This is a genomic window from Kitasatospora sp. NPDC004799 (assembly GCF_040609095.1).
In the GTDB taxonomy this organism is placed as follows: domain Bacteria; phylum Actinomycetota; class Actinomycetes; order Streptomycetales; family Streptomycetaceae; genus Kitasatospora.
Map to the genome: position 1 here is coordinate 1 of NZ_JBEXJK010000142.1, position 18956 is coordinate 18956.

Consider the following 18956-nt stretch of genomic DNA (forward strand, 5'->3'; position numbering starts at 1 on the left):
AGCAGGAGTCCGGCTACCTGGCGCCGCTGCTGGACCGGTTCTGGGCGGCCGCCGAGCCCACCTCCGGCGCCACCCCCGACCTCGCCCGGCTGATCCGCCGACCACCGGGAGGGCCCGGCCTCAGTCCCGGGGCCGGGCCCTCCCCCTCTTCTCCGCGGCCTTCTCCGCCGCCTTCCGCTCGGCCCGGGCGGCCCGCTCCGCCTCCTCCGTCTCGGCCACCGCCTGCGCCTTGTCGGCCGCCTCCAGCAGCGCCCGGCCGTGCGCCCTGGTCCGGTCCCGGGCGGCCACCGGGTCGGCCGTCGCCGTCCAGGCCACGCAGTACATCAGCAGCCGGGAGACGAAGTTGATCCACAGCAGCAGCGCCACCGGCGTGGCGAACGCCCCGTACAGGCTGCGCCCGGCGACCGAGCCCAGGTAGGAGGCGAGCAGGAGCTTCAGCAGCTCGAAGCCGACCGAGCCGATCAGCGCGCCCTGCACCAGGTCCCGGCGGCGCTGGTCGGTGATCCCGGGGAAGGGCGCCAGCAGGTAGGCGAAGAGCAGCATGTCGCACGCTATGGCGATCAGCACGCCGACCGCGGTCAGCAGGTAGCCGCTGCCCAGGCCGATCGCGTCGGCGACCCGGCCGGCCAGCGTGGTCCCGACGGCGGAGGCGCCCAGCGAGAACAGCGACACCAGGCCGAGGCCGGCCAGCACCGCGACGTCCCAGGCCTTGCGCAGCACCGGGTTGCCCTCGTCCTGGGGCAGCTGCCACAGGTCCCGGATCGAGGTGCGCATGGTGTCCACCCAGCCGAGGCCGGAGACCAGCAGCAGCGCCCCGCCGACCAGCCCGACGGTGCCCGCGTTGGCCACCAGGGCGGGCAGGTTGAGCGCGTCCGAGATCCCCGGCAGCTGGTCGGAGATGTGCTCCTGCAGCTCGTGCACCCGGCCGTCGCTCAGCGCGGCGGCGGCGACCGCCAGGCCCACCGTGAGCAGCGGGAAGAGGGCGAGGAAGCCGAAGAAGGTGACGGCGCCGGCCAGCCGGTTGCCCCGGGCGGCGGAGAAGTACTCGTACACCCGGTACGGGCGGCTGCGCAGCACCCGGGCCACGAGCGGGCCGACGACCGGCAGACGGGTCAGGAAGTCCACCCACCGGTTATACCGGCCTGTCCCCCGAACGGGTGTCAGGCCGCGCCCACCGCTTGACGAACAGCGCCCGGTGCCCAGCCCGGCCGAGCCCGGTGTCCGGCCCGGCCGGGCCGACGCCTACCGCTTGACGAGCCGGCGGGCCTTGGCGAGGGCGCGGACGGCCTGGTACGCGCCGTAGCGGCCGTGGCTGAGCAGCTCGGTGCGCACGCCGTCCACGCCGGCCGGCGGCCGGTAGCCGGCCGGGCGCAGCCGGGCGCAGTGCTCGGCGGCCCGGCGGAAGTACTCGCGGCGGTCGCCGGGCGGCACCCGGCCGGGCTTGGAGACCACGGTGTTGAGGTGGTGCAGCATCCGGCCGTACACCACCGGGCGCCAGCGGTCCAGGTCGGGGCGGCCGTCGAGGAAGGCGAAGACCAGGTCGTACTGGGCGAACACGTCGAAGTGCTTGCGGCTGGCGGTGGCCAGGATGTTGCCGCCCTCCTGGCGCTGGCGGTAGTGCACGCCGACCTGGTCGAGCAGGGTGATCCGGGCGGCGGCGAGCAGCGCCGGGTACGTCCAGGGGGTGTCCTCGTAGTAGCCGGCCGGGAAGACCAGCCCCTGCTCGGCGATGAAGCCGCGGCGGTAGGCCTTGTTCCAGACGACCTGGAGCAGGTCGAGCAGGTCGGGGCGGGCGTCGAGGTCGAAGACGTCCGGGGAGGCGGCGCCGAAGACGTGCGCGGAGGCGGCCCGGGTGATCCGGCCGTCGGCGTAGGTGCGGGCGTAGTCGTACACCAGGACGTCCGGTTCACCCGTGGCGGTGAGCCGCTCGTCGACGGCCTTCAGCAATCCGGGGGTCAGGGTGTCGTCGCTGTCGAGGAAGATCACGTAGTCCCCGGTGGCGACCTCCAGGCCCGCGTTGCGGGCCCGGCCGAGGCCGACGTTCTCCGGCAGGTGCAGCACCCGGATCCGGGCGTCGGCGGTGGCCGCGCCGTCCAGGAGCGCTCCGCAGCCGTCCGGGGAGCGGTCGTCCACCGCGATCAGTTCGAGGTCCGGGCCGTCCTGGGCGAGCACCGATTCGAGGCACTCGGCGAGGTAGTCCTGGACCTGGTACACGGGGACGATCACGCTGAAACAGGGCACGGGCCCAGGGTAGTGGTCCCCAGGTGGGCGAGGTCCCCGGAGGTAGGATCGGGGGCGCACGTACGCACCGGTCCAAGTGCGGCCAGGCCCCGTACGGGCTGCCACGCTCCTCCAGAGAAAGGCCTGCGTAGCCGATGGCTCCCCGCCTCTCCATCGTCGTCCCGATCTACAACGTCGAGCGCTACCTCGTCGAATGCCTCGACTCGATCGCCGCCCAGACCTTCACGGACTTCGAGTGCGTCATGGTCGACGACGGATCGAAGGACGGCAGCGCGGCGCTCGCCGAGGCGTACGCGGCCCAGGACTCCCGGTTCCGGCTGGTCCGGCAGGTGAACAAGGGCCTCGGCGCGGCCCGCAACACCGGCATCCGGCACATCGACCCGGACTCCGAGTTCCTGTGCTTCGTGGACAGCGACGACTCGATGCCGCCGAGCGCGTACGAGCTGATGATCAACACGCTGGACGAGACCGGCTCGGACTTCTGCACCGGCAACGTGCTGCGCTTCCGCGCCGTGGGCTACTACCAGTCCGGCGGCCACCTGAAGCCGTTCAAGGAGACCAGGCTCAAGACCCACATCACCGAGATCCCGGCGCTGGTCACCGACCGCACCGCGTGGAACAAGGTGTACCGCCGCTCGTTCTTCGACGCGGCCGGCCTGCTCTACCCCGAGGGCATCCTGTACGAGGACGCCCCGGTCAGCGTGCCGCACCACTACCTGGCCAAGAGCGTGGACGTGCTCTCCGAGCCGATCTACCACTGGCGCGAGCGCGAGGTCGGCGAGATGTCGATCACCCAGATGCGCACCAACCCCAAGGGGCTGATCGACCGGGTCTCCTCGGTCGAGCTGGTCCGCGCCTGGCTGATGAAGCAGACCGAGCCGCGCTTCGCCGAGTACCTGCGCTCCTACGACGAGAACACCCTCGTCGAGGAGATCCCGATGTTCTTCACCTCCCTCGTCGAGGGGGACAAGGAGTACCGGGACGCCTACCTCCAGCACGTCGGCCGGCTGCTCCGGGCGATCGGCTCCGACCAGGTCGGCAAGCTGCGCGCGCCGCTGCGGCTGAAGTACCACCTGACCCTGTCGGGCCGGATGGACGAGCTGGTCGACCAGATCACGTACGAGCTCGAGAGCGGCGGCGGCGTCCAGGCCCGCGGCCTGCTGCGCCCGTACGCCGACTACCCGTTCCTGCGCGGCGGGCGCAAGAGCGTGCCGGCCTCGGTGCTCAAGCTGGACAACTCGCTGGTCATCCGCAGCCGGCTGTACACCAGCACCTGGGAGGACGGGAAGCTCCGGCTGACCGGGCACGCGTACCCCGAGCAGCTGGGCGCGGCCGGCAAGCACGACATGGTCCGCACCCTGGTGCTGCGCGAGGCCAGGGGCCGCCGGGTCATCGCGGTGCCGATGAAGACGACGTACAGCCCCGAGGCCACCGCGAGCTGCCGCCACGACCTGTACAGCTGCGACTGGTCCGGCTTCACCGTCGCCATCGACCCGAGGAAGCTCCGGCACCGCGGCCAGTGGAAGGACGGCAACTGGCGCGTCCTGGTGGCCGGCGCGGGCAAGGGCGGGGTCTACAAGGGCCGGATCTCGGCCGGGTGGAGCGACAACGCGGAGTTCCTCCCGTCGCACTGGGTCGAGCCGGACGTGCGGATCGTGCCCTTCGTCCGGGACAACTTCGTCTACCTCCGGGTGGAGACGGTCAAGGCCCGGGTGACCGGCCTGGCCGCGCACGGGGACCGGCTGGAGGTCTCGGGCGCGGCCCGCTCCGGCCCGAGCTTCGCCGGGGCGCGGCTGCGGCTCACCCACAGCGAGTCGGACCGCCACCTGACCTTCCCGCTGGAGCTGGGCGCCCCGGTCGGCTCGCTCCAGCCGTTCACCGCGGCCCTCCCGGTCGCCGAGCTGACCGCCGTCCGCGAGGCCTGGGCCGAGCTGGACCCGGGCGCCGCCGAGCGCAGCCGCGACCACTGGGACGGCGCGCTGCTGCTCGCCGACGGCAGCACCGTCCCGCTGGCCTGGGACGACCGCAACGCGCCCGAGCGGCTGCACCTGGCGCTGAACCCGCAGGCCCCGGTCGCCGAGCGCCGGGCGCTCTACTCCAAGCCCTCCCCCAACGGGCACCTGCAGTTCACCGACCAGGTGCTGCAGCCGCTGGTGGACGAGGTGGCCTCGCGCGGCGCCGACGGCTTCCTGCTCAGCGGCTCGTTCCCGCTGCCCGGCGCGCACCGCTGGGAGCTGGTGGTCCGTCACGAGTGGCGCGAGGAGGAGCACGCCTACCCGGTGGAGATCTCGGACGGCCGGTTCCGCACCGCGCTGCCCGCCGTCCCGACGGCCTCCTTCGCCGGCCGGGTCCCGCTCTCCCGGGGCACCTGGCACGTCACCTTCCGCCCGGTCGGGGTGCCGGTGCCCGAACTGCCGGACGCCGCCGCACTGGTGACCCCGGACTGCTTCGACGTGCTGCCGGTCGTGGTGGAGTCCCGCGGGAAGCGGATAGTGCTGGAGCGTCGCAACCACGACGGCCTGTCGCTGGAGTCGGACTCGGTGCTGCTGCCCGAGGAGCGGGCCGGGTTCCGCCAGCGCCAGCTGCAGAGCGTGGACTACCCGGCCGCCCGTCGGCTGCCGGTGCGCGACACGGTGGTGTACCACACCGGCAAGTACGGCACGTACTCCGGCTCGCCGCGGGCGGTCCACGAGGAGCTGGTCCGTCGCGGCCTGCCGCTGGAGCACCTCTGGGGCAACGACGACATGCAGGCCGAGCTGCCGCAGAGCGCGACCGCGCTGCGCTACCGCAGCCCGGAGTGGTACGAGGCGCTGGCCACCGCCAAGTACGTGGTGGCCAGCACCCACCTGCCCGACTTCTTCGTCCGCCGCCCCGACCAGGTGGTCCTCCAGACCTGGCACGGCACCCCGCTGAAGCAGATCGGCCTCGACTTCGAGAAGGTCTGGTTCACCGACTCCAAGTACCTCAAGAGCCTGGCCCGGGAGGTCCCGAACTGGAGCCTGCTGGTGGCCGGCAACCGCTGGTCGGCCCCGGTGCTGCGGCGCGCCTTCGACTTCAAGGGCGAGATCCTGGAGAGCGGTTCGCCCCGGAACGACCTGCTGTTCGCGGCCGACCGGGAGAAGACCGCCGAGCAGGTCCGGGAACGGCTCGGCCTGCCCGAGGGCAAGAAGGTCGTGCTCTACGCGCCGACCTGGCGCGAGGACCGGCGCCGGCCGCAGAACGGCTACCAGATCGACCTGCGGATCGACCTGGCGGCGGCCAAGGCCGCGCTCGGCGACGACCAGGTGCTGCTGGTGCGCCGGCACCACCTGATGTGCGGCCAGATCCCGGGGGCCGGCAACGGCTACATCTGGGACGTCGGCAGCTACCCCGACATGGCGGAGCTGCTGCTGATCGCCGACGTCCTGGTGACCGACTACTCGGCGAGCGTGTTCGACTTCGCGGCGACCGGCAAGCCGATCGTGTTCTTCACCTACGACCTGGAGCACTACCGGGACAACCTGCGCGGCTTCAGCCTGAACCTCGAAGCGGAGGCGCCGGGCCCGATGCCGGCCACCTCCGAGGAACTGGTCGCCGTGCTCGGCCGGGTGGACGAGGTCGCGGCGAAGTACGCGGACCGGGCGGCCGCGTTCCGCGAGGCGTACTGCGACCTGGACGACGGCAAGGCCGCCGCCCGGGTGGTCGACGCGATGCTCCGCAAGGAGTAGCCGCCGCGGGACGGTCCCCGCGCACGAACCGGGAGGCGCCCGGCACCGTCGGTGCCGGGCGCCCTCGCATGTCCGGGCGCCTCGGGGAATTCGGCCCCGAAACGACCCGGGAACACCCGATCCGGAATCGAATCCGCGTTCCCGGAAATGCATTCCCCGGGGCATTCGAAAAAGCGTGCAATTGACCACGGCGCCATTTCTGGATGGGATGTGGACTTCCCTCCCGAAGGACTCCCACCACCATGCCTGTGCTCACGCGGCTGGTCCTGCCGCACGCCGCTCCCCGGGTGGCCGCCGACCGCCCCGCCGCCGACGAGGACGTCGTCTTCGGACTGCTGCGCGCCCGCTGGCACGGCCGCGGCCTGGAGCTCACCGGCTTCGCCCGCCCGGACGGCCAGGACACCGGCCGGCCCGGCTCCGCCTGGACCTGGCTGACCCTGCGCCACCAGAACCGCTCCCAGCCGCCGCTGCACCTGCGCTCCCGCCCCCGGCGGATGCCTGAGGTCACCGACGACAGCGCCCAGGCCGAGCACAACCACGACTGGTCCGGCTTCACCGCGCTGATAGCACCGCACCGGCTGCGCCACGACGGCCACTGGCTGCTCGGCGACTGGCAGATCGAGGCCACGCTCTTCACCCGCCCCCGCCCCACCCGGTTACGCCGCCGGTACGGCGCCCTCGCCCCGCACTGGTGCGGCTCCGGCGAGTACCCGCCGGGCCACTGGGTGGACCGGGACGTCCGGCTCCAGCCGTTCTTCGCCGACGGCCGGCTGCAACTGCGGCTGGAGCGCCCGGCCGTCCGGATCACCCGTGCCGCCCCCGCCCCCGACGGCCTGGACCTGGCCGGGGTCGCCGACGCCTGCCCCTCCGGCACCGTGCTGCGGCTGCGCCACCGGGAGAGCGAGGCGGTGGCCGAGCAGCCGCTCGCCCGCACCGGCAACACCTTCACCGTCCGGGTGCCGTACCGGCCGTTCACCGCCGACGGGCGGGGCCGCGGCCGGCTGGAGCACTGGGACGCCGAACTGCTGCGCCCGGACGGCGGCACCGAGCAGCTCTGCCTCGACGAGCGCGGCGGCCCGGTGGCCGGCCAGCACCCGCTGCCCGCCGCGCCGGACCGGGTGCTCTACCTCAAGCACCTCGCCGACGGCCGGCTCCAGTTCTGCGTCCAGCCCGCGGCCGGCCTGGTCGACCGGATCGCCGTACGGGACGGCGGCTTCGAGCTGTCCGGCCACTGCCCGGGCGCGGACCGGCTGGAGCTGGTGCTGCGGCACTCCGGCTCCGCGCGCGAGGTCCGCACCCCGGTCGGCACCGGCCCGGACGGCCGCTTCCTGGTCCGGGTGCCCACCACCCGGACCGGCTCGGACGGGGTCGCGCTGCCGCTGCGCAAGGGCGTCTGGGAGGCCGCGCTGGAGCCGGCCGGACGGCCCGGGGACGGCCGGCCGCTGCTCGTCGCCCCCGCCGCGCTGTCCGCCGTCCCCGCCGCCGCCACCGCCGACGGCAAGCGGATCCTGCTGCAACGCCGGTGGCACGACACCCTGGTGGTGGACTCCACCCCGGTGCTCACCGCCACCGAGCGCAGCGCCTGGACGCAGCGCCGGCTGCGCACCGAGCGCTACCCGGCCGCCCGCCGGGCGCCGCTGCGCGAGGCGGTGCTGTACGACGTGTTCGGGGGCCGCGGCTACGCCGACTCCCCGCGCGCGGTGCACGCCGAACTCGTGCGCCGGGGCGCCCGGTTGGAGCACCTGTGGGTGGTCGACGACGCCCAGGCCGCGGTGCCGCCCGGGGTCGTCCCGGTACGGAGCTGGAGCCCGGAGTGGTACCGCGCGCTGGCCACCTGCCGGTACCTGGTCGGCAACACCCACTTCCCGGACTTCCTGGAGCGCCGCCCCGGCCAGGTCGTCGTGCAGACCTGGCACGGCTCCCTGCTGAAGCGGATCGCCCACGACGTGGAGAGCCCCTGGCTGGCCGACCGCGGCTACCTGGCGGCGCTCGACCGGGAGACCCCGCAGTGGAGCCTGCTGCTCTCCCCCAGCCCGTTCGCCACCCCGATCCTGCGGCGCGCCTTCCGCTACGGCGGCGAGCTGCTGGAGTCCGGCTACCCGCGCAACGACGTGCTGGCCCGCCCGGACCCGCGGGCCGCCGCGGCCGTCCGCCGCCGGCTCGGCGTCCCCGCGGACAGGCGGATCGTGCTGTACGCACCGACCTGGCGCGAGGACCAGCAGCGCGGCGACGGCGACGGGTTCCGGCTCGACCTGCGGCTGGACCTCGACCACGCCCGGCGCCTGCTCGGCGCGGACCACGTGCTGCTGGTCCGCCCGCACGCGCACGTGCGCGAGCCGCTGCCCGGCGCCGGCGACGGCTTCCTGTACGACTGCGGGGACTACCCCGACCCGCAGGAGCTGCTGCTGGTCGCAGACGTGCTGGTGACCGACTACTCGTCGATCATGTTCGACTTCGCCATCACCGGCCGCCCGATGTACTTCTTCACCTACGACCTGGAGCACTACCGCGACACCCTGCGCGGCTTCTCCTTCGACTTCGAGGCGAACGCCCCCGGTCCGCTGGTGCCGACCTCGGCCGAACTGCTCGGCGCGCTGCGCGAGCTCGCCGACGGCGACGGCGGGCCGCCGCCCGACCACGCCGAGCGCTACCGGCGGTTCCGGGCCGTGCACTGCGCGCTGGACGACGGCGGCGCGGCCCGGCGGGTGGTCGACCGGATGCTCGAACTCGGCGGCGCGGGAGGCTAGTTCACCCGGTTCGTCCGGCGCGCCCGGTTCACCCGAACGGGTAGCTCCGCCAGGGCCGCCAGACCTCGTCCGCGTCGAACCGGGAGAGGCCGAAGCCCGGCACCGGGAACTCCGCCCGGAAGCCGCGCGCCTGCTCGTACGCCTGGTCCAGCACGTCGTCCGACAGGCCGTGGGCGACCGTCACGTGCGGGTGGTACGGGAAGGCCAGCTCGCGGGCCAGCGGGCCGGAGCGGACGTCCGCCTCCAGCAGCCGGCACTCCTGCGCGCCCTCCTCGACCCGGACGTACACCACCGGGGAGACCGGGCGGAAGGTCCCGCTGCCGCGCAGCAGCATCCGGAACGGCCGGTGCGCGCCCGCCACCGCCGCCAGGTGCTCCTCGATCTTCGGCAGCGCCTCGGCCGGGACCTCGGTCGGCGGCAGCAGGGTGACGTGCGTGGGTATCGACCGGGCCAGCGGGTCGCCGTGCCCGGCCCGGGCGTCCTGGATCTCCGTGCCGTACGGGTCCGGGACGCTCACGGACACGCCGATGGTGACGACCTCGGGGAGGTCGTCACCATCGGGCAGGCGTGTGACGGGAGTCACCGCTTGGCGGCCGGGAGGAAGCCGATCCGGTCGTACACCGTCTCCAGCGTCACCGACGCCACCTCGCGGGCCTTGTCGGCGCCGATCGCCAGCACCCGGTCCAGCTCCGCCGGGTCGTCCAGGAACAGCCGGGTGCGCTCCTGGAACGGGGTGACCCACTCGGTGAACAGCTCGGCCAGCTCGGTCTTCAGGGCGCCGTACATCTTGCCCTCGAAGTGCTCGACCAACTGCTCGACCGACTGGCCGCTGAGCGCGGAGTGGATCCGCAGCAGGTTGGAGACGCCCGCCTTCCCCTCCTCGTCGTAGGAGACGACGGTGCCGGTGTCGGTGACGGCGCTCTTGAACTTCTTGGCGCTCGCCTTCGGGTCGTCCAGCAGGCTCACCAGGCCCTTGGCCGAGGAGGCCGACTTGCTCATCTTGACGGCCGGGTCCTGGAGGTCCTGGATCTTCGCCGTCTCCTTGAGGATGTACGGCTTCGGCACCGTGAAGGTCGGGCTGTAGCGGCTGTTGAAGCGCTCGGCGAGGTCGCGGGTGATCTCCACGTGCTGGCGCTGGTCCTCGCCGACCGGGACGGCGTCCGCCTGGTAGAGCAGGATGTCCGCGATCTGCAGGATCGGGTAGGTGAACAGGCCGACGGTGGTGCTGTCGGCGCCGTACCGGGAGGACTTGTCCTTGAACTGGGTCATCCGCGAGGCCTCGCCGAAGCCGGTGAGGCAGTTCATCACCCAGGCGAGCTGCGCGTGCTCGGGCACGTGCGACTGGACGAAGAGCGTGCAGTGCTCCGGGTCCAGGCCCGCGCCGAGCAGCTGGGCGGCGGAGACCCGGGTGTTCTCGCGCAGCGTCGCCGGGTCCTGCGGCACCGTGATCGCGTGCAGGTCGACGACCATGTAGAAGGCGTCGTTGTCCTTCTGGAGGTCGACCCACTGGCGCACCGCGCCCAGGTAGTTGCCGAGGTGGAACGAGCCGGAAGTGGGCTGGATGCCGGAGAGCACCCGGGGACGGTCCTTGACCGGACCAGTGACCGCTGCGTTGACCATGCGGGCCATTGTTCCAGTTCCACCGCTCGCTCAGGAAACCTCCGGCCCCGCAGGCTCGGCCAGTGTGACCGCACTCACCCCCACCCGGGCGATCCGCCGGCCCTCGACCTTGGCCACCGTCAGCAGCACCCCGCCGCCGCCCTCGACCGGGACCCGCACCTGGTCGCCGTCCTTGGGCAGCCGGCCGAGCGCGGCGACCAGACAGCCCGCCACCGTCTCGTACGGGCCCTCGGGCAGGGTGACGCCGGTCTCCTCGGTGAAGTCGCCCAGGTTGAGCAGGCCGTCCAGCTCCATGCCGCCGCCGGCCAGCCGACGGGTGGGGGCGGACTCCGGGCGGTCGTACTCGTCCCGGATCTCGCCGATCACCTCCTCGACCAGGTCCTCCAGGGTGACGATCCCGGCGGTGCCGCCGTACTCGTCCACCACGATGGCCAGGTGGTGGCCCTCCCGGCGCATCTCGCCCATCGCCTCCAGCACCAGTTTGGTGCCGGGCAGCAGCTTGACCGGGCGGGCCAGGTCGCGGATCTTTGCGGCCTGCTCGCCGCGCGCGCCGTACAGGTCGCGGACGTGAACGAAGCCGACCACCGCGTCGGCGCTGCCCTCGACCACCGGGTAGCGCGAGTGCGGCGAGGTGTCGGCCTGGTGCCGGACGGCGGCCAGCGGGCGCTCGGCGTCCAGGAAGGTCACCTCGGTGCGCGGGACCATCACCTCGCGCAGCTGGCGCTCCCCGGCGGAGAACACGTCGGCGATCAACGCCCGTTCGTCGCTGCCGAGTTCGGTGTTGGCGGCGACCAGGCCGCGCAGCTCCTCGGAGCTCATCGAGCCGCGGCCGGCCGTCGGGTCGCCGCCGAGCAGCCGGACCATCAGGTTGGTGGAGTGGCCGAGCAGCCAGATCACCGGCCGCAGCACCACCGACATCACGTCCACCACCGGGGCGGCGACGACGGCGATGGACTCGGCGCGCTGCAGGCCGATCCGCTTGGGGGTCAACTCGCCCAGCACCAGCGAGGCGTAGCTGATCACCAGGGTGAGGCCGACCAGGGCCACCGCGTCGGACACGCCCTCGGACAGCCCGGCCCGGACGAACAGCGGGGCGACCTTGCCGGCCAGGGTGTCCGCGCCGAAGGCGGCGGACAGGAAGCCCATGCAGGTGACCCCGACCTGGACGGCGGCCAGGAAGCGGTTGGGGTCGGCGGCCAGGTGCGCGGCCCGGGCCGCGCGCCGGGTACCGCGCCCCTCCAGCGTTCGGATCTGGCCCTCCCGCAGCGAGATCAGCGAGATCTCGGCGACGTTGAACAGCCCGCCCAGCAGGATGAAGACGAGGACGAGCGCGGCGTCCCCGAGTGTTTCGTTCACAGCGGGCCAGTGTAGGGCGGCCGGTACCCGTCGGCGCCGGACACGGCGGCGGGCAAGGTCCCGGACACGGCGGCGCGGACGGGGCCGGACACGGCGGCGGGCCGCCGCTCCCGGGAGGGGGGACGGCGGGCCGCCGGTGGAACCGTGCGGGGCGGGCTCAGATGAGGCCCAGCTCCTGGACCGCGTCGCGCTCCTCGGTCAGCTCCTTGACCGAGGCGTCGATGCGGGCGCGCGAGAAGTCGGAGATCTCCAGGCCCTGGACGATCTCGAACTTGCCGTCCTTGGTGGTGACCGGGAAGGAGGAGATCAGGCCGGCCGGGACGCCGTAGGAGCCGTCGGAGACGACACCCATGGAGGTCCAGTCGCCCTCGGCGGTGCCGTTGACCCAGGTGTACACGTGGTCGATGGCGGCGTTGGCGGCCGAGGCGGCCGAGGAGGCGCCGCGGGCCTCGATGATGGCGGCGCCGCGCTTGGCGACGGTCGGGATGAAGTCGTCCTGCAGCCAGGCCAGGTCGCTGCCGACGGCCTCGAAGGCCGGCTTGCCGGCGATCTCGGCCTGGAAGATGTCCGGGTACTGGGTCGCGGAGTGGTTGCCCCAGATGGTGACGCGCTTGATGTCGGAGACCAGGGCGCCGGTCTTGGCGGACAGCTGGCCGACGGCGCGGTTGTGGTCCAGGCGGGTCATCGCGGTGAAGCGCTCGGCCGGGACGTCCGGGGCGTTGCGCTGGGCGATCAGGGCGTTGGTGTTGGCCGGGTTGCCGACGACCAGGACCTTGATGTCGTCCGCGGCGTGGTCGTTGATGGCCTTGCCCTGCGGGCCGAAGATGCCGCCGTTGGCCTGGAGCAGGTCGCCGCGCTCCATGCCCGCGGTGCGCGGACGGGCGCCGACCAGCAGCGCGACGTTGGCGCCGTCGAAGGCCTCGTTCGGGTTGTCGGTGATGGTGATGTCGCGCAGCAGCGGGAAGGCGCAGTCGACGAGCTCCATGGCGGTGCCCTCGGCGGCCTTCAGGCCCTGCGGGATCTCCAGCAGGCGCAGGTTCACCGGCACGTCGGCACCGAGCAGGTGGCCCGAGGCGATGCGGAAGAGCAGGGCGTAGCCGATCTGGCCGGCCGCTCCGGTGATGGTGACGTTGACGGGGGTGCGGGTCATTTCTACCTTCTCCAGCAAAATCGCCAGGCGCCCCAGGCACACCGGCGCGCTGGAGCCGAGGATGTTCTCTCGACGTCGAGAGACCGGCGTCAGGTTATCGCAAAGGGAAGCGTACGCCGGGTGTCCTGGCGTGGCTGATACGTCACAGAAGTAAGGCGGCCCCCGCCCGGGCCCTGGATTTCCATGGCGGGGGCGGGGGCCGTCGCGGCCGGCGGGGTCAGTGCCTGGACCGGCCCATCAGCTGGCCGATGTTGTCGAGCAGCGGGATCTGCACCCACGGGTTCGGCTGCGCCACCAGCGTCAGCAGCACGATCGAGAGGCCCAGGAAGCTCAGCACGATCACGTCGGTGAAGCGGCTGCGCACGGCCAGCATCCCGACCTCGGGCAGCACCAGCCGCAGCACCGCGCCGAGCAGCACGCCGCCGCCGAGGATCAGCAGCCCGTACTTGAACCCGTCCTTGAAGTCGGCGAACCAGGTGACCGCGAGGCCGGCGCCGACGACCAGCAGGACCAGCGTGATCGGCCACTGCCGCACCGGCAGGGCGTGCTCGCGCCCGAGGGCCGCGGCCGAGCCCTCGGGCGGCAGGGTGCCGGTGGTCTTGACCGGCCTGCGGCGGGACCGTGCCGGTCGCGGTTCAGTCATGCTCGCCGTCCCTCGGGCGTCAGGCGCCGGCGCGGCGCTCGGCCGCCTCGACGATGTTGTTGAGCAGCATCGCGCGGGTCATCGGGCCCACGCCGCCGGGGTTCGGGGAGATCCAGCCGGCCACCTCGGCCACACCCGGGTGCACGTCGCCGACGATCTTGCCCTCGCTGCGGCTGACGCCCACGTCCAGCACCGCCGCGCCCGGCTTGACGTCCTCCGGCTTGACCAGGTGCGGCACGCCGGCGGCGGCCACGATGATGTCGGCCTTGCGCAGGTGGGCGCCGAGGTCCCGGGTGCCGGTGTGGCACAGGGTGACGGTGGCGTTCTCGCTGCGGCGGGTCAGCAGCAGGCCGATCGAGCGGCCGACGGTGATGCCGCGGCCGACCACGACCACCTCGGCGCCGTCGATCTCGACGTCGTGGCGGCGCAGCAGCTCGACGATGCCGAGCGGGGTGCACGGCAGCGGGCCCTCGATGCCCAGGGCGAGCCGGCCGAGCGAGGTCGGGTGCAGGCCGTCGGCGTCCTTGTCCGGGTCCATCAGCTCCAGGACCGGGTTCTGGTCCAGGCCCTTGGGCAGCGGCAGCTGGACGATGTAGCCGGTGCAGGACGGGTCGGCGTTGAGCTCGCGGACGACGTTCTCGACGTCCTCCTGGGTGGCGGTGGCGGGCAGCTCGCGCTGGATCGAGGCGATGCCGACCTCGGCGCAGTCCTTGTGCTTCCCGTTCACGTACCAGCGGCTGCCCGGGTCGTCCCCGACCAGGACGGTGCCGAGGCCGGGCGTGACGCCCTTCGCCTTGAGGGCCGCCACGCGGGCGGCGAGTTCGGACTTGATCGCGGCGGCGGTGGCCTTGCCATCGAGAATCTGGGCAGTCATGACACCATTCTCCCGGATCGCCGGGGGTCCCCGTACCGAGGGCCCGACCGGTGCGGGGGCGGTCCCGGGCCGGTGGACGAACCGGTGACCGGGCGGGTGGACGAACCGGTGGACGAACCGGTGAACGGGCGGGTGAACGGACGGGTACGAAGGTCCGCCGCACGTTGCGGTTGCGCCACAGTCTTGACCCGGCACGCGGAACCGGCTGGACAGGGCGCCGTCGTCCGGATGACGATAAGCGCGCATTCCCGCCGCGATACCGGCCCGGTGACGGGCCGACGGACCCCGCGGCGGGCGTACCCGGGGGAAAGAGCCAGTGAGCCGACCAGAGCAGAACGAGCCGTCCGACCGCGGGGGCACCGTCCCGCGCGTGCCGTCCCCGTCGGCCGCCTCGCACCCCTGACGCTCACCGTGCTGCCGTGCCGCGGCGCCCGTCACCGCCGCCGGGCTGTCACCCCGCCGCGCTGGCGTCCTCTTCGGCCGGTGCCCGACTCACCGGCCGGCACCGGGCCGTCAGCGTCCCGTCCCCGCGTCCCCGTAACTGCCCGGAGGCATCCATGAGTTACCCGCCCGACCCGAACAACCCGTACGGCCAGCCGCCGGCCGCCCCGGGCTACGGCTACCCCCAGCAGGCCCCGCCGCAGCAGGCCGGGTACGGCTACCCGCAGGCCGCGCCGGCCTACGGGTACCCGCCGATGGCGGCCCCGCAGCTGTCCATGCCGGGCCTGGTGACCACGGCCCGCGTGCTGCTGTTCATCGTCGGCGGCGTGCAGACGCTCCTCGCGATCGTCTACATGATCATCGGTGCGGCCGCCAAGGACGCCACCAACGAGCTCAGCAGGACCACGAGCGACGACAACCCGTTCACCGCGCTGGGCGACGCCGCCGCCGGTGTCCTGATCGTCGTCGCGGTGCTGTTCGGGCTGTTCGCCGCGCTCTCCATCACGCTCGGCGCGAAGTTCGGCAAGGGCGGCAACGCCGTCCGGGTCACCACCATCGTGTACGGCTCGCTCGGCGCGCTGGTCGGCCTGCTGATCCTGCTGGGCGCCGTCTCCGGCGGCACCGCCGTGGGCCTGGTGATGGCCCTGCTGTGGCTGGCGATCAGCATCATCTGGATCACCGCCATGTGCGTCCAGGACGGCGTCAACTGGTTCAACCGGCCGCGCTACTGACCGGCCCGGCAGCACGACGGAGCGGCCCGGCTCCCTCCTCGGAGGGGGCCGGGCCGCTCTGTCGTTCCGTCACGCCGTCACGCCGAGGGCGTGATCAGTGGAAGAAGTGCCGCGCGCCGGTGAAGTACATGGTCACGCCGGCCTCGGCGGCCGCCGCGACGACCTCCTCGTCCCGGATCGAACCGCCGGGCTGCACGATCGCCTTCACGCCGGCCGCGATCAGGATCGCCGGGCCGTCCGCGAACGGGAAGAAGGCGTCCGAGGCCGCGTAGGCGCCCTTGGCGCGCTCGCCGGCCCGCTCGACCGCGAGCTTGCAGGAGTCGACCCGGTTGACCTGGCCCATGCCGACGCCGACCGAGGCGCCGTCCTTGGCCAGCAGGATCGCGTTGGACTTGACGGCCCGGCAGGCCCGCCAGGCGAAGGCCAGCTCGGCCAGCTCGTCGGCGGCCAGCGCCTCACCGCTGGCGAGGGTCCAGTTCGCCGGGTCGTCGCCCTCGGCGTGCACCCGGTCGGCGTCCTGGAGCAGCACGCCGCCGGAGATCGGGCGCACCTCCTGGCGGTTGGCCGGGGCCTCGGGGGCGAGCAGCACCCGCAGGTTCTTCTTCCGGGTGAGCACCTCCAGGGCGCCCTCCTCGTAGCCGGGGGCCACGACGACCTCGGTGAAGATCGGGGCGATCTGCTCGGCCAGCGCGACGGTGACCGGGCGGTTCACGGCGATCACGCCGCCGTACGCGGAGACCGGGTCGCACTCGTGCGCCTTGCGGTGCGCCTCGGCGACGTCGGCGCCGGTCCCGATGCCGCACGGGTTGGCGTGCTTGATGATCGCGACGGCCGGCTCGGCGTGGTCGTAGGCGGCGCGGCGGGCGGCGTCGGTGTCGACGTAGTTGTTGTACGACATCTCCTTGCCGTGCAGCTGCTGCGCGCCGGCCAGGCCGCCGGTGCCGTCGCTGTACAGCGCGGCGCCCTGGTGCGGGTTCTCGCCGTAGCGCAGCACGTTCTGGCGCTCCCAGGTCGAGCCGAGGAACTCGGGGAAGCGCTCGTCGCTCGGCGCGTAGCCGTCCTCGAACCAGGAGGCGACGGCCACGTCGTAGGCGGCGGTGTGGGCGAACGCGGCACCGGCCAGGCGCTTGCGGGTGGCGAGGTCGAAGCCGCCCTCCCGGACGGCCGCCAGCACGTCGCCGTAGCGGGCCGGGTCGACCACCACGGCCACCGAGGGGTGGTTCTTGGCGGCGGCGCGGACCATGCTCGGGCCGCCGATGTCGATCTGCTCGACGCACTCGTCCGGGGTGGCGCCGGAGGCGACGGTGGCCTTGAACGGGTAGAGGTTCACCACGACAAGGTCGAAGGGCTCGACGCCCAGCTCGGCCAGCTGGGCGCGGTGCGACTCCAGCCGCAGGTCGGCCAGCACGCCGGCGTGCACGCGGGGGTGCAGCGTCTTCACGCGCCCGTCCAGGCACTCCGGGAAGCCGGTCAGCTCGGAGACCTCGGTCACCGGGACACCGGCGGCGGCGATCCGGCCGGCGGTGGAGCCGGTGGAGACGATGGCGACCCCGGCGGCGTGCAGGCCCTGGGCCAGCTCCTCCAGACCGGTCTTGTCGTACACGCTGATCAGCGCGCGACGGATCGGACGGACGTTCTCGGAGACAGGGGGGGTGGTGGAGCTGGCACTCATGCCGGGATCCATACCTTTCGGTCCTCGATGCGGTGACCTTCGCGGGCCAGCCGGCCCACGACGTCGACGAGCAGCTTGCGCTCGACAGTCTTGATGCGCTCGTGCAGCGCGTCGCCGCCATCGGCGTGGTCGGCGTCGACGACCTCGACGACGCCCTGCGCGATGATCGGCCCGGTGTCCACGCCGGCGTCGACCAGGTGGACGGTGCAGCCGGTGACCTTCACCCCGTACGCGAGCGCGTCGGTGACGCCGTGGGCGCCGGGGAAGGCGGGCAGCAGTGCGGGGTGGGTGTTGACGATCCGCCCGGCGAAGGCGGCGATGAACTCGGGGCCGAGGATCTTCATGAAACCGGCCGTGACCACCAGGTCCGGCTGGTACTCGGCGACGGAGGCGGTCAGCGCGCGGTCCCAGGCGGCCCGGTCCGGGTGGTCCTTCACCCGGTGGACGAAGGTCGGCAGGCCGGCCTTCTCGGCGCGCTCCAGGCCGACGATCCCGTCCCGGTCCGCGCCGACGGCGAGGATCTCGGCGCCGTACGCCGGATCGGCCGCGGCGTCGATCAGGGCCTGCAGATTGGTGCCGGAACCGGAGACCAGCACCACCAGGCGGGCCGGTCCGGGCGTACGGGGCGGGAAGTGCTGGGCGGGGGCGGCGGCCACTGCGCGTTTCTCCGTAGGTCGGGCGCCGTCCGCTGGTACGTCCACCGGCGGTGGGGCCACTACGAACGGCAGGTCGAGCGAGGGGGAACTCCGGGAAAACCCGCCGCGACGCGGGCCCGGGGAACCTCTGTGGGCTGCTGACCGTCACCACGATAACGGCTGGTCGGACGGCCTCCGCACCCTCCCGACGGCGCTACGCGCGTAGTTGAGACGGGGATCTCCTCCGGCCCTCCGCACCGGAGTTGCCCCGGCCCGCACCGGCCCGCACCGACGCCCGCCGGCGGGCGCGGACCGGCCCCGCGGACCGGCCCCGCGGCACGGGCCACCGGTGGTCCGGTGGACGACTGCGGGATCATGGGGGGCGCGGGAGGCCGCTCCGACGCGAGGAGTCCGAACGAGCCCCCGCCCGAACGAGCCCCGACCTGAGCCCGACCGAGCCCCGACCGAGAAGGAATGGCCGAACCCATGAGCACCGGCGACGACACCGGCGAGCGCAACCCCTTCGCACCGCCGCCGGCGGATGCCCCGGACCAGCCGTGGCCATCCGGCCCCCGGCCTCGACGGCGGCCCGATAGGCGGCACCGACGGCCTGGGCGTTCGCGGTGTCCGGACGGGCCGCGAGGTTCCGGCACGCGGTGGTCAACTGCCGGTAGCCGGACAGCAGTCGGGCCCACAGCAACTGCCCGGCCGGGTCGGGCACGGTGAAGTACTCGTCGGCCCGCCGGGTCGCTCCGGCGAGCGCCTCGCAGGACTCGCCCACCTTCCGCATCGCCGCCTCGACCTGGGCGTCGGAGGTGGCGCCCGCGGCGGCGCTCACCACGCCGTCGACCGCGGCGACGTAGCCGCGCTGCGCCGTGTGGAGCGCCGTGACGTGCTCCAGGCCGCCGACGGCGGCCCAGGCCTGGTTCTGCGCCAGGGCGATCGCCGCCGAGGGAGCGCCCGTCCTCCGGTCCAGCATCGACTCGGCGGGCCGGGCCTCGCCGCCGCGCGGGCCGGACACCTGGACGGCGACCACCGTGGTGGCGGCGGCCCCGGCCACCACGACCGCGACATCGCGACCTGGTGGTGACGATCCGACGGGTCCGCACGGGCCACGATGGTTGCACCGGGCGGCGGAG

General features: G+C 73.4%; 14 protein-coding genes. 3 read left to right on the forward strand and 11 right to left on the reverse strand.

Annotated elements, in window-relative coordinates; genetic code table 11:
* Positions 1-120: 120 nt before the first annotated feature.
* On the reverse strand, positions 121-1125 hold the full coding sequence (locus tag ABZW03_RS19280) for a YihY/virulence factor BrkB family protein (protein ID WP_355259325.1): 1005 nt from the start codon (positions 1123-1125) through the stop codon (positions 121-123).
* Positions 1126-1242: 117 nt separating this feature from the next.
* The gene (locus tag ABZW03_RS19285; protein ID WP_355259328.1) at positions 1243-2241 is read right to left on the reverse strand and encodes a glycosyltransferase family 2 protein; all 999 of its coding nucleotides are present in this window, start codon (positions 2239-2241) and stop codon (positions 1243-1245) included.
* Positions 2242-2375: 134 nt separating this feature from the next.
* On the opposite strand from ABZW03_RS19285, the gene ABZW03_RS19290 reads away from it, so the two are divergent.
* Complete coding sequence (locus ABZW03_RS19290) at positions 2376-5948, forward strand: CDP-glycerol glycerophosphotransferase family protein (RefSeq protein ID WP_355259331.1); 3573 nt, start codon at positions 2376-2378, stop codon at positions 5946-5948.
* A gap of 242 nt (positions 5949-6190) precedes the next feature.
* A complete protein-coding gene (locus ABZW03_RS19295; protein WP_355259334.1) occupies positions 6191-8695 on the forward strand; it encodes a CDP-glycerol glycerophosphotransferase family protein in 2505 nt (834 codons plus the stop codon).
* A gap of 28 nt (positions 8696-8723) precedes the next feature.
* Here ABZW03_RS19295 and ABZW03_RS19300 read toward each other — a convergent pair whose 3' ends face one another.
* The 6 genes from ABZW03_RS19300 to ABZW03_RS19325 form a co-directional block, all read right to left on the reverse strand.
* Entirely contained in the window at positions 8724-9278 is a 555-nt protein-coding gene (locus ABZW03_RS19300; RefSeq protein WP_355259337.1) for a 2'-5' RNA ligase family protein, read from the reverse strand.
* Positions 9275-10315: a tryptophan--tRNA ligase gene (trpS, locus tag ABZW03_RS19305; RefSeq protein WP_355259340.1), complete on the reverse strand. Its 1041-nt coding sequence runs from the start codon at positions 10313-10315 to the stop codon at positions 9275-9277. Before trpS ends, ABZW03_RS19300 begins: the two co-directional genes overlap by 4 nt.
* Before the next feature lie 30 nt (positions 10316-10345).
* Positions 10346-11671, reverse strand: a complete 1326-nt coding sequence (locus tag ABZW03_RS19310) for a hemolysin family protein (protein WP_355259343.1) — start codon at positions 11669-11671, stop codon at positions 10346-10348.
* A 157-nt stretch (positions 11672-11828) separates the two neighbouring features.
* A complete protein-coding gene (locus ABZW03_RS19315) occupies positions 11829-12821 on the reverse strand; it encodes a malate dehydrogenase (protein ID WP_355259346.1) in 993 nt (330 codons plus the stop codon).
* A 217-nt stretch (positions 12822-13038) separates the two neighbouring features.
* Entirely contained in the window at positions 13039-13464 is a 426-nt protein-coding gene (locus tag ABZW03_RS19320) for a DUF3017 domain-containing protein (protein WP_355259349.1), read from the reverse strand.
* Positions 13465-13483: 19 nt separating this feature from the next.
* Entirely contained in the window at positions 13484-14338 is an 855-nt protein-coding gene (locus tag ABZW03_RS19325; protein WP_355259351.1) for a bifunctional methylenetetrahydrofolate dehydrogenase/methenyltetrahydrofolate cyclohydrolase, read from the reverse strand.
* Positions 14339-14895: 557 nt separating this feature from the next.
* On the opposite strand from ABZW03_RS19325, the gene ABZW03_RS19330 reads away from it, so the two are divergent.
* Positions 14896-15510, forward strand: a complete 615-nt coding sequence (locus tag ABZW03_RS19330; protein WP_355259354.1) for a hypothetical protein — start codon at positions 14896-14898, stop codon at positions 15508-15510.
* Between the two features lie 94 nt (positions 15511-15604).
* On the opposite strand, the gene purH is transcribed toward ABZW03_RS19330, so the two are convergent.
* The 3 genes from purH to ABZW03_RS19345 form a co-directional block, all read right to left on the reverse strand.
* Entirely contained in the window at positions 15605-17182 is a 1578-nt protein-coding gene (gene purH / locus ABZW03_RS19335) for a bifunctional phosphoribosylaminoimidazolecarboxamide formyltransferase/IMP cyclohydrolase (RefSeq protein WP_355259357.1), read from the reverse strand.
* Positions 17179-17838, reverse strand: a complete 660-nt coding sequence (gene purN, locus ABZW03_RS19340; RefSeq protein ID WP_355259360.1) for a phosphoribosylglycinamide formyltransferase — start codon at positions 17836-17838, stop codon at positions 17179-17181. Before purN ends, purH begins: the two co-directional genes overlap by 4 nt.
* A gap of 352 nt (positions 17839-18190) precedes the next feature.
* On the reverse strand, positions 18191-18956 hold a 766-nt coding region (locus ABZW03_RS19345; protein ID WP_355259363.1), incomplete at its 5' end, for a hypothetical protein.

What these genes read in the sequence shown, in the direction of transcription:
- ABZW03_RS19320 (WP_355259349.1), bottom strand. Translation starts at nt 13,464, where the DNA reads ATGACTGAACCGCGACCGGCACGGTCCCGCCGCAGGCCGGTCAAGACC.
- trpS (WP_355259340.1), bottom strand. Translation starts at nt 10,315, where the DNA reads ATGGTCAACGCAGCGGTCACTGGTCCGGTCAAGGACCGTCCCCGGGTG.
- purH (WP_355259357.1), bottom strand. Translation starts at nt 17,182, where the DNA reads ATGAGTGCCAGCTCCACCACCCCCCCTGTCTCCGAGAACGTCCGTCCG.
- ABZW03_RS19290 (WP_355259331.1), top strand. Translation starts at nt 2,376, where the DNA reads ATGGCTCCCCGCCTCTCCATCGTCGTCCCGATCTACAACGTCGAGCGC.
- ABZW03_RS19295 (WP_355259334.1), top strand. Translation starts at nt 6,191, where the DNA reads ATGCCTGTGCTCACGCGGCTGGTCCTGCCGCACGCCGCTCCCCGGGTG.
- ABZW03_RS19315 (WP_355259346.1), bottom strand. Translation starts at nt 12,821, where the DNA reads ATGACCCGCACCCCCGTCAACGTCACCATCACCGGAGCGGCCGGCCAG.
- ABZW03_RS19325 (WP_355259351.1), bottom strand. Translation starts at nt 14,338, where the DNA reads ATGACTGCCCAGATTCTCGATGGCAAGGCCACCGCCGCCGCGATCAAG.
- ABZW03_RS19330 (WP_355259354.1), top strand. Translation starts at nt 14,896, where the DNA reads ATGAGTTACCCGCCCGACCCGAACAACCCGTACGGCCAGCCGCCGGCC.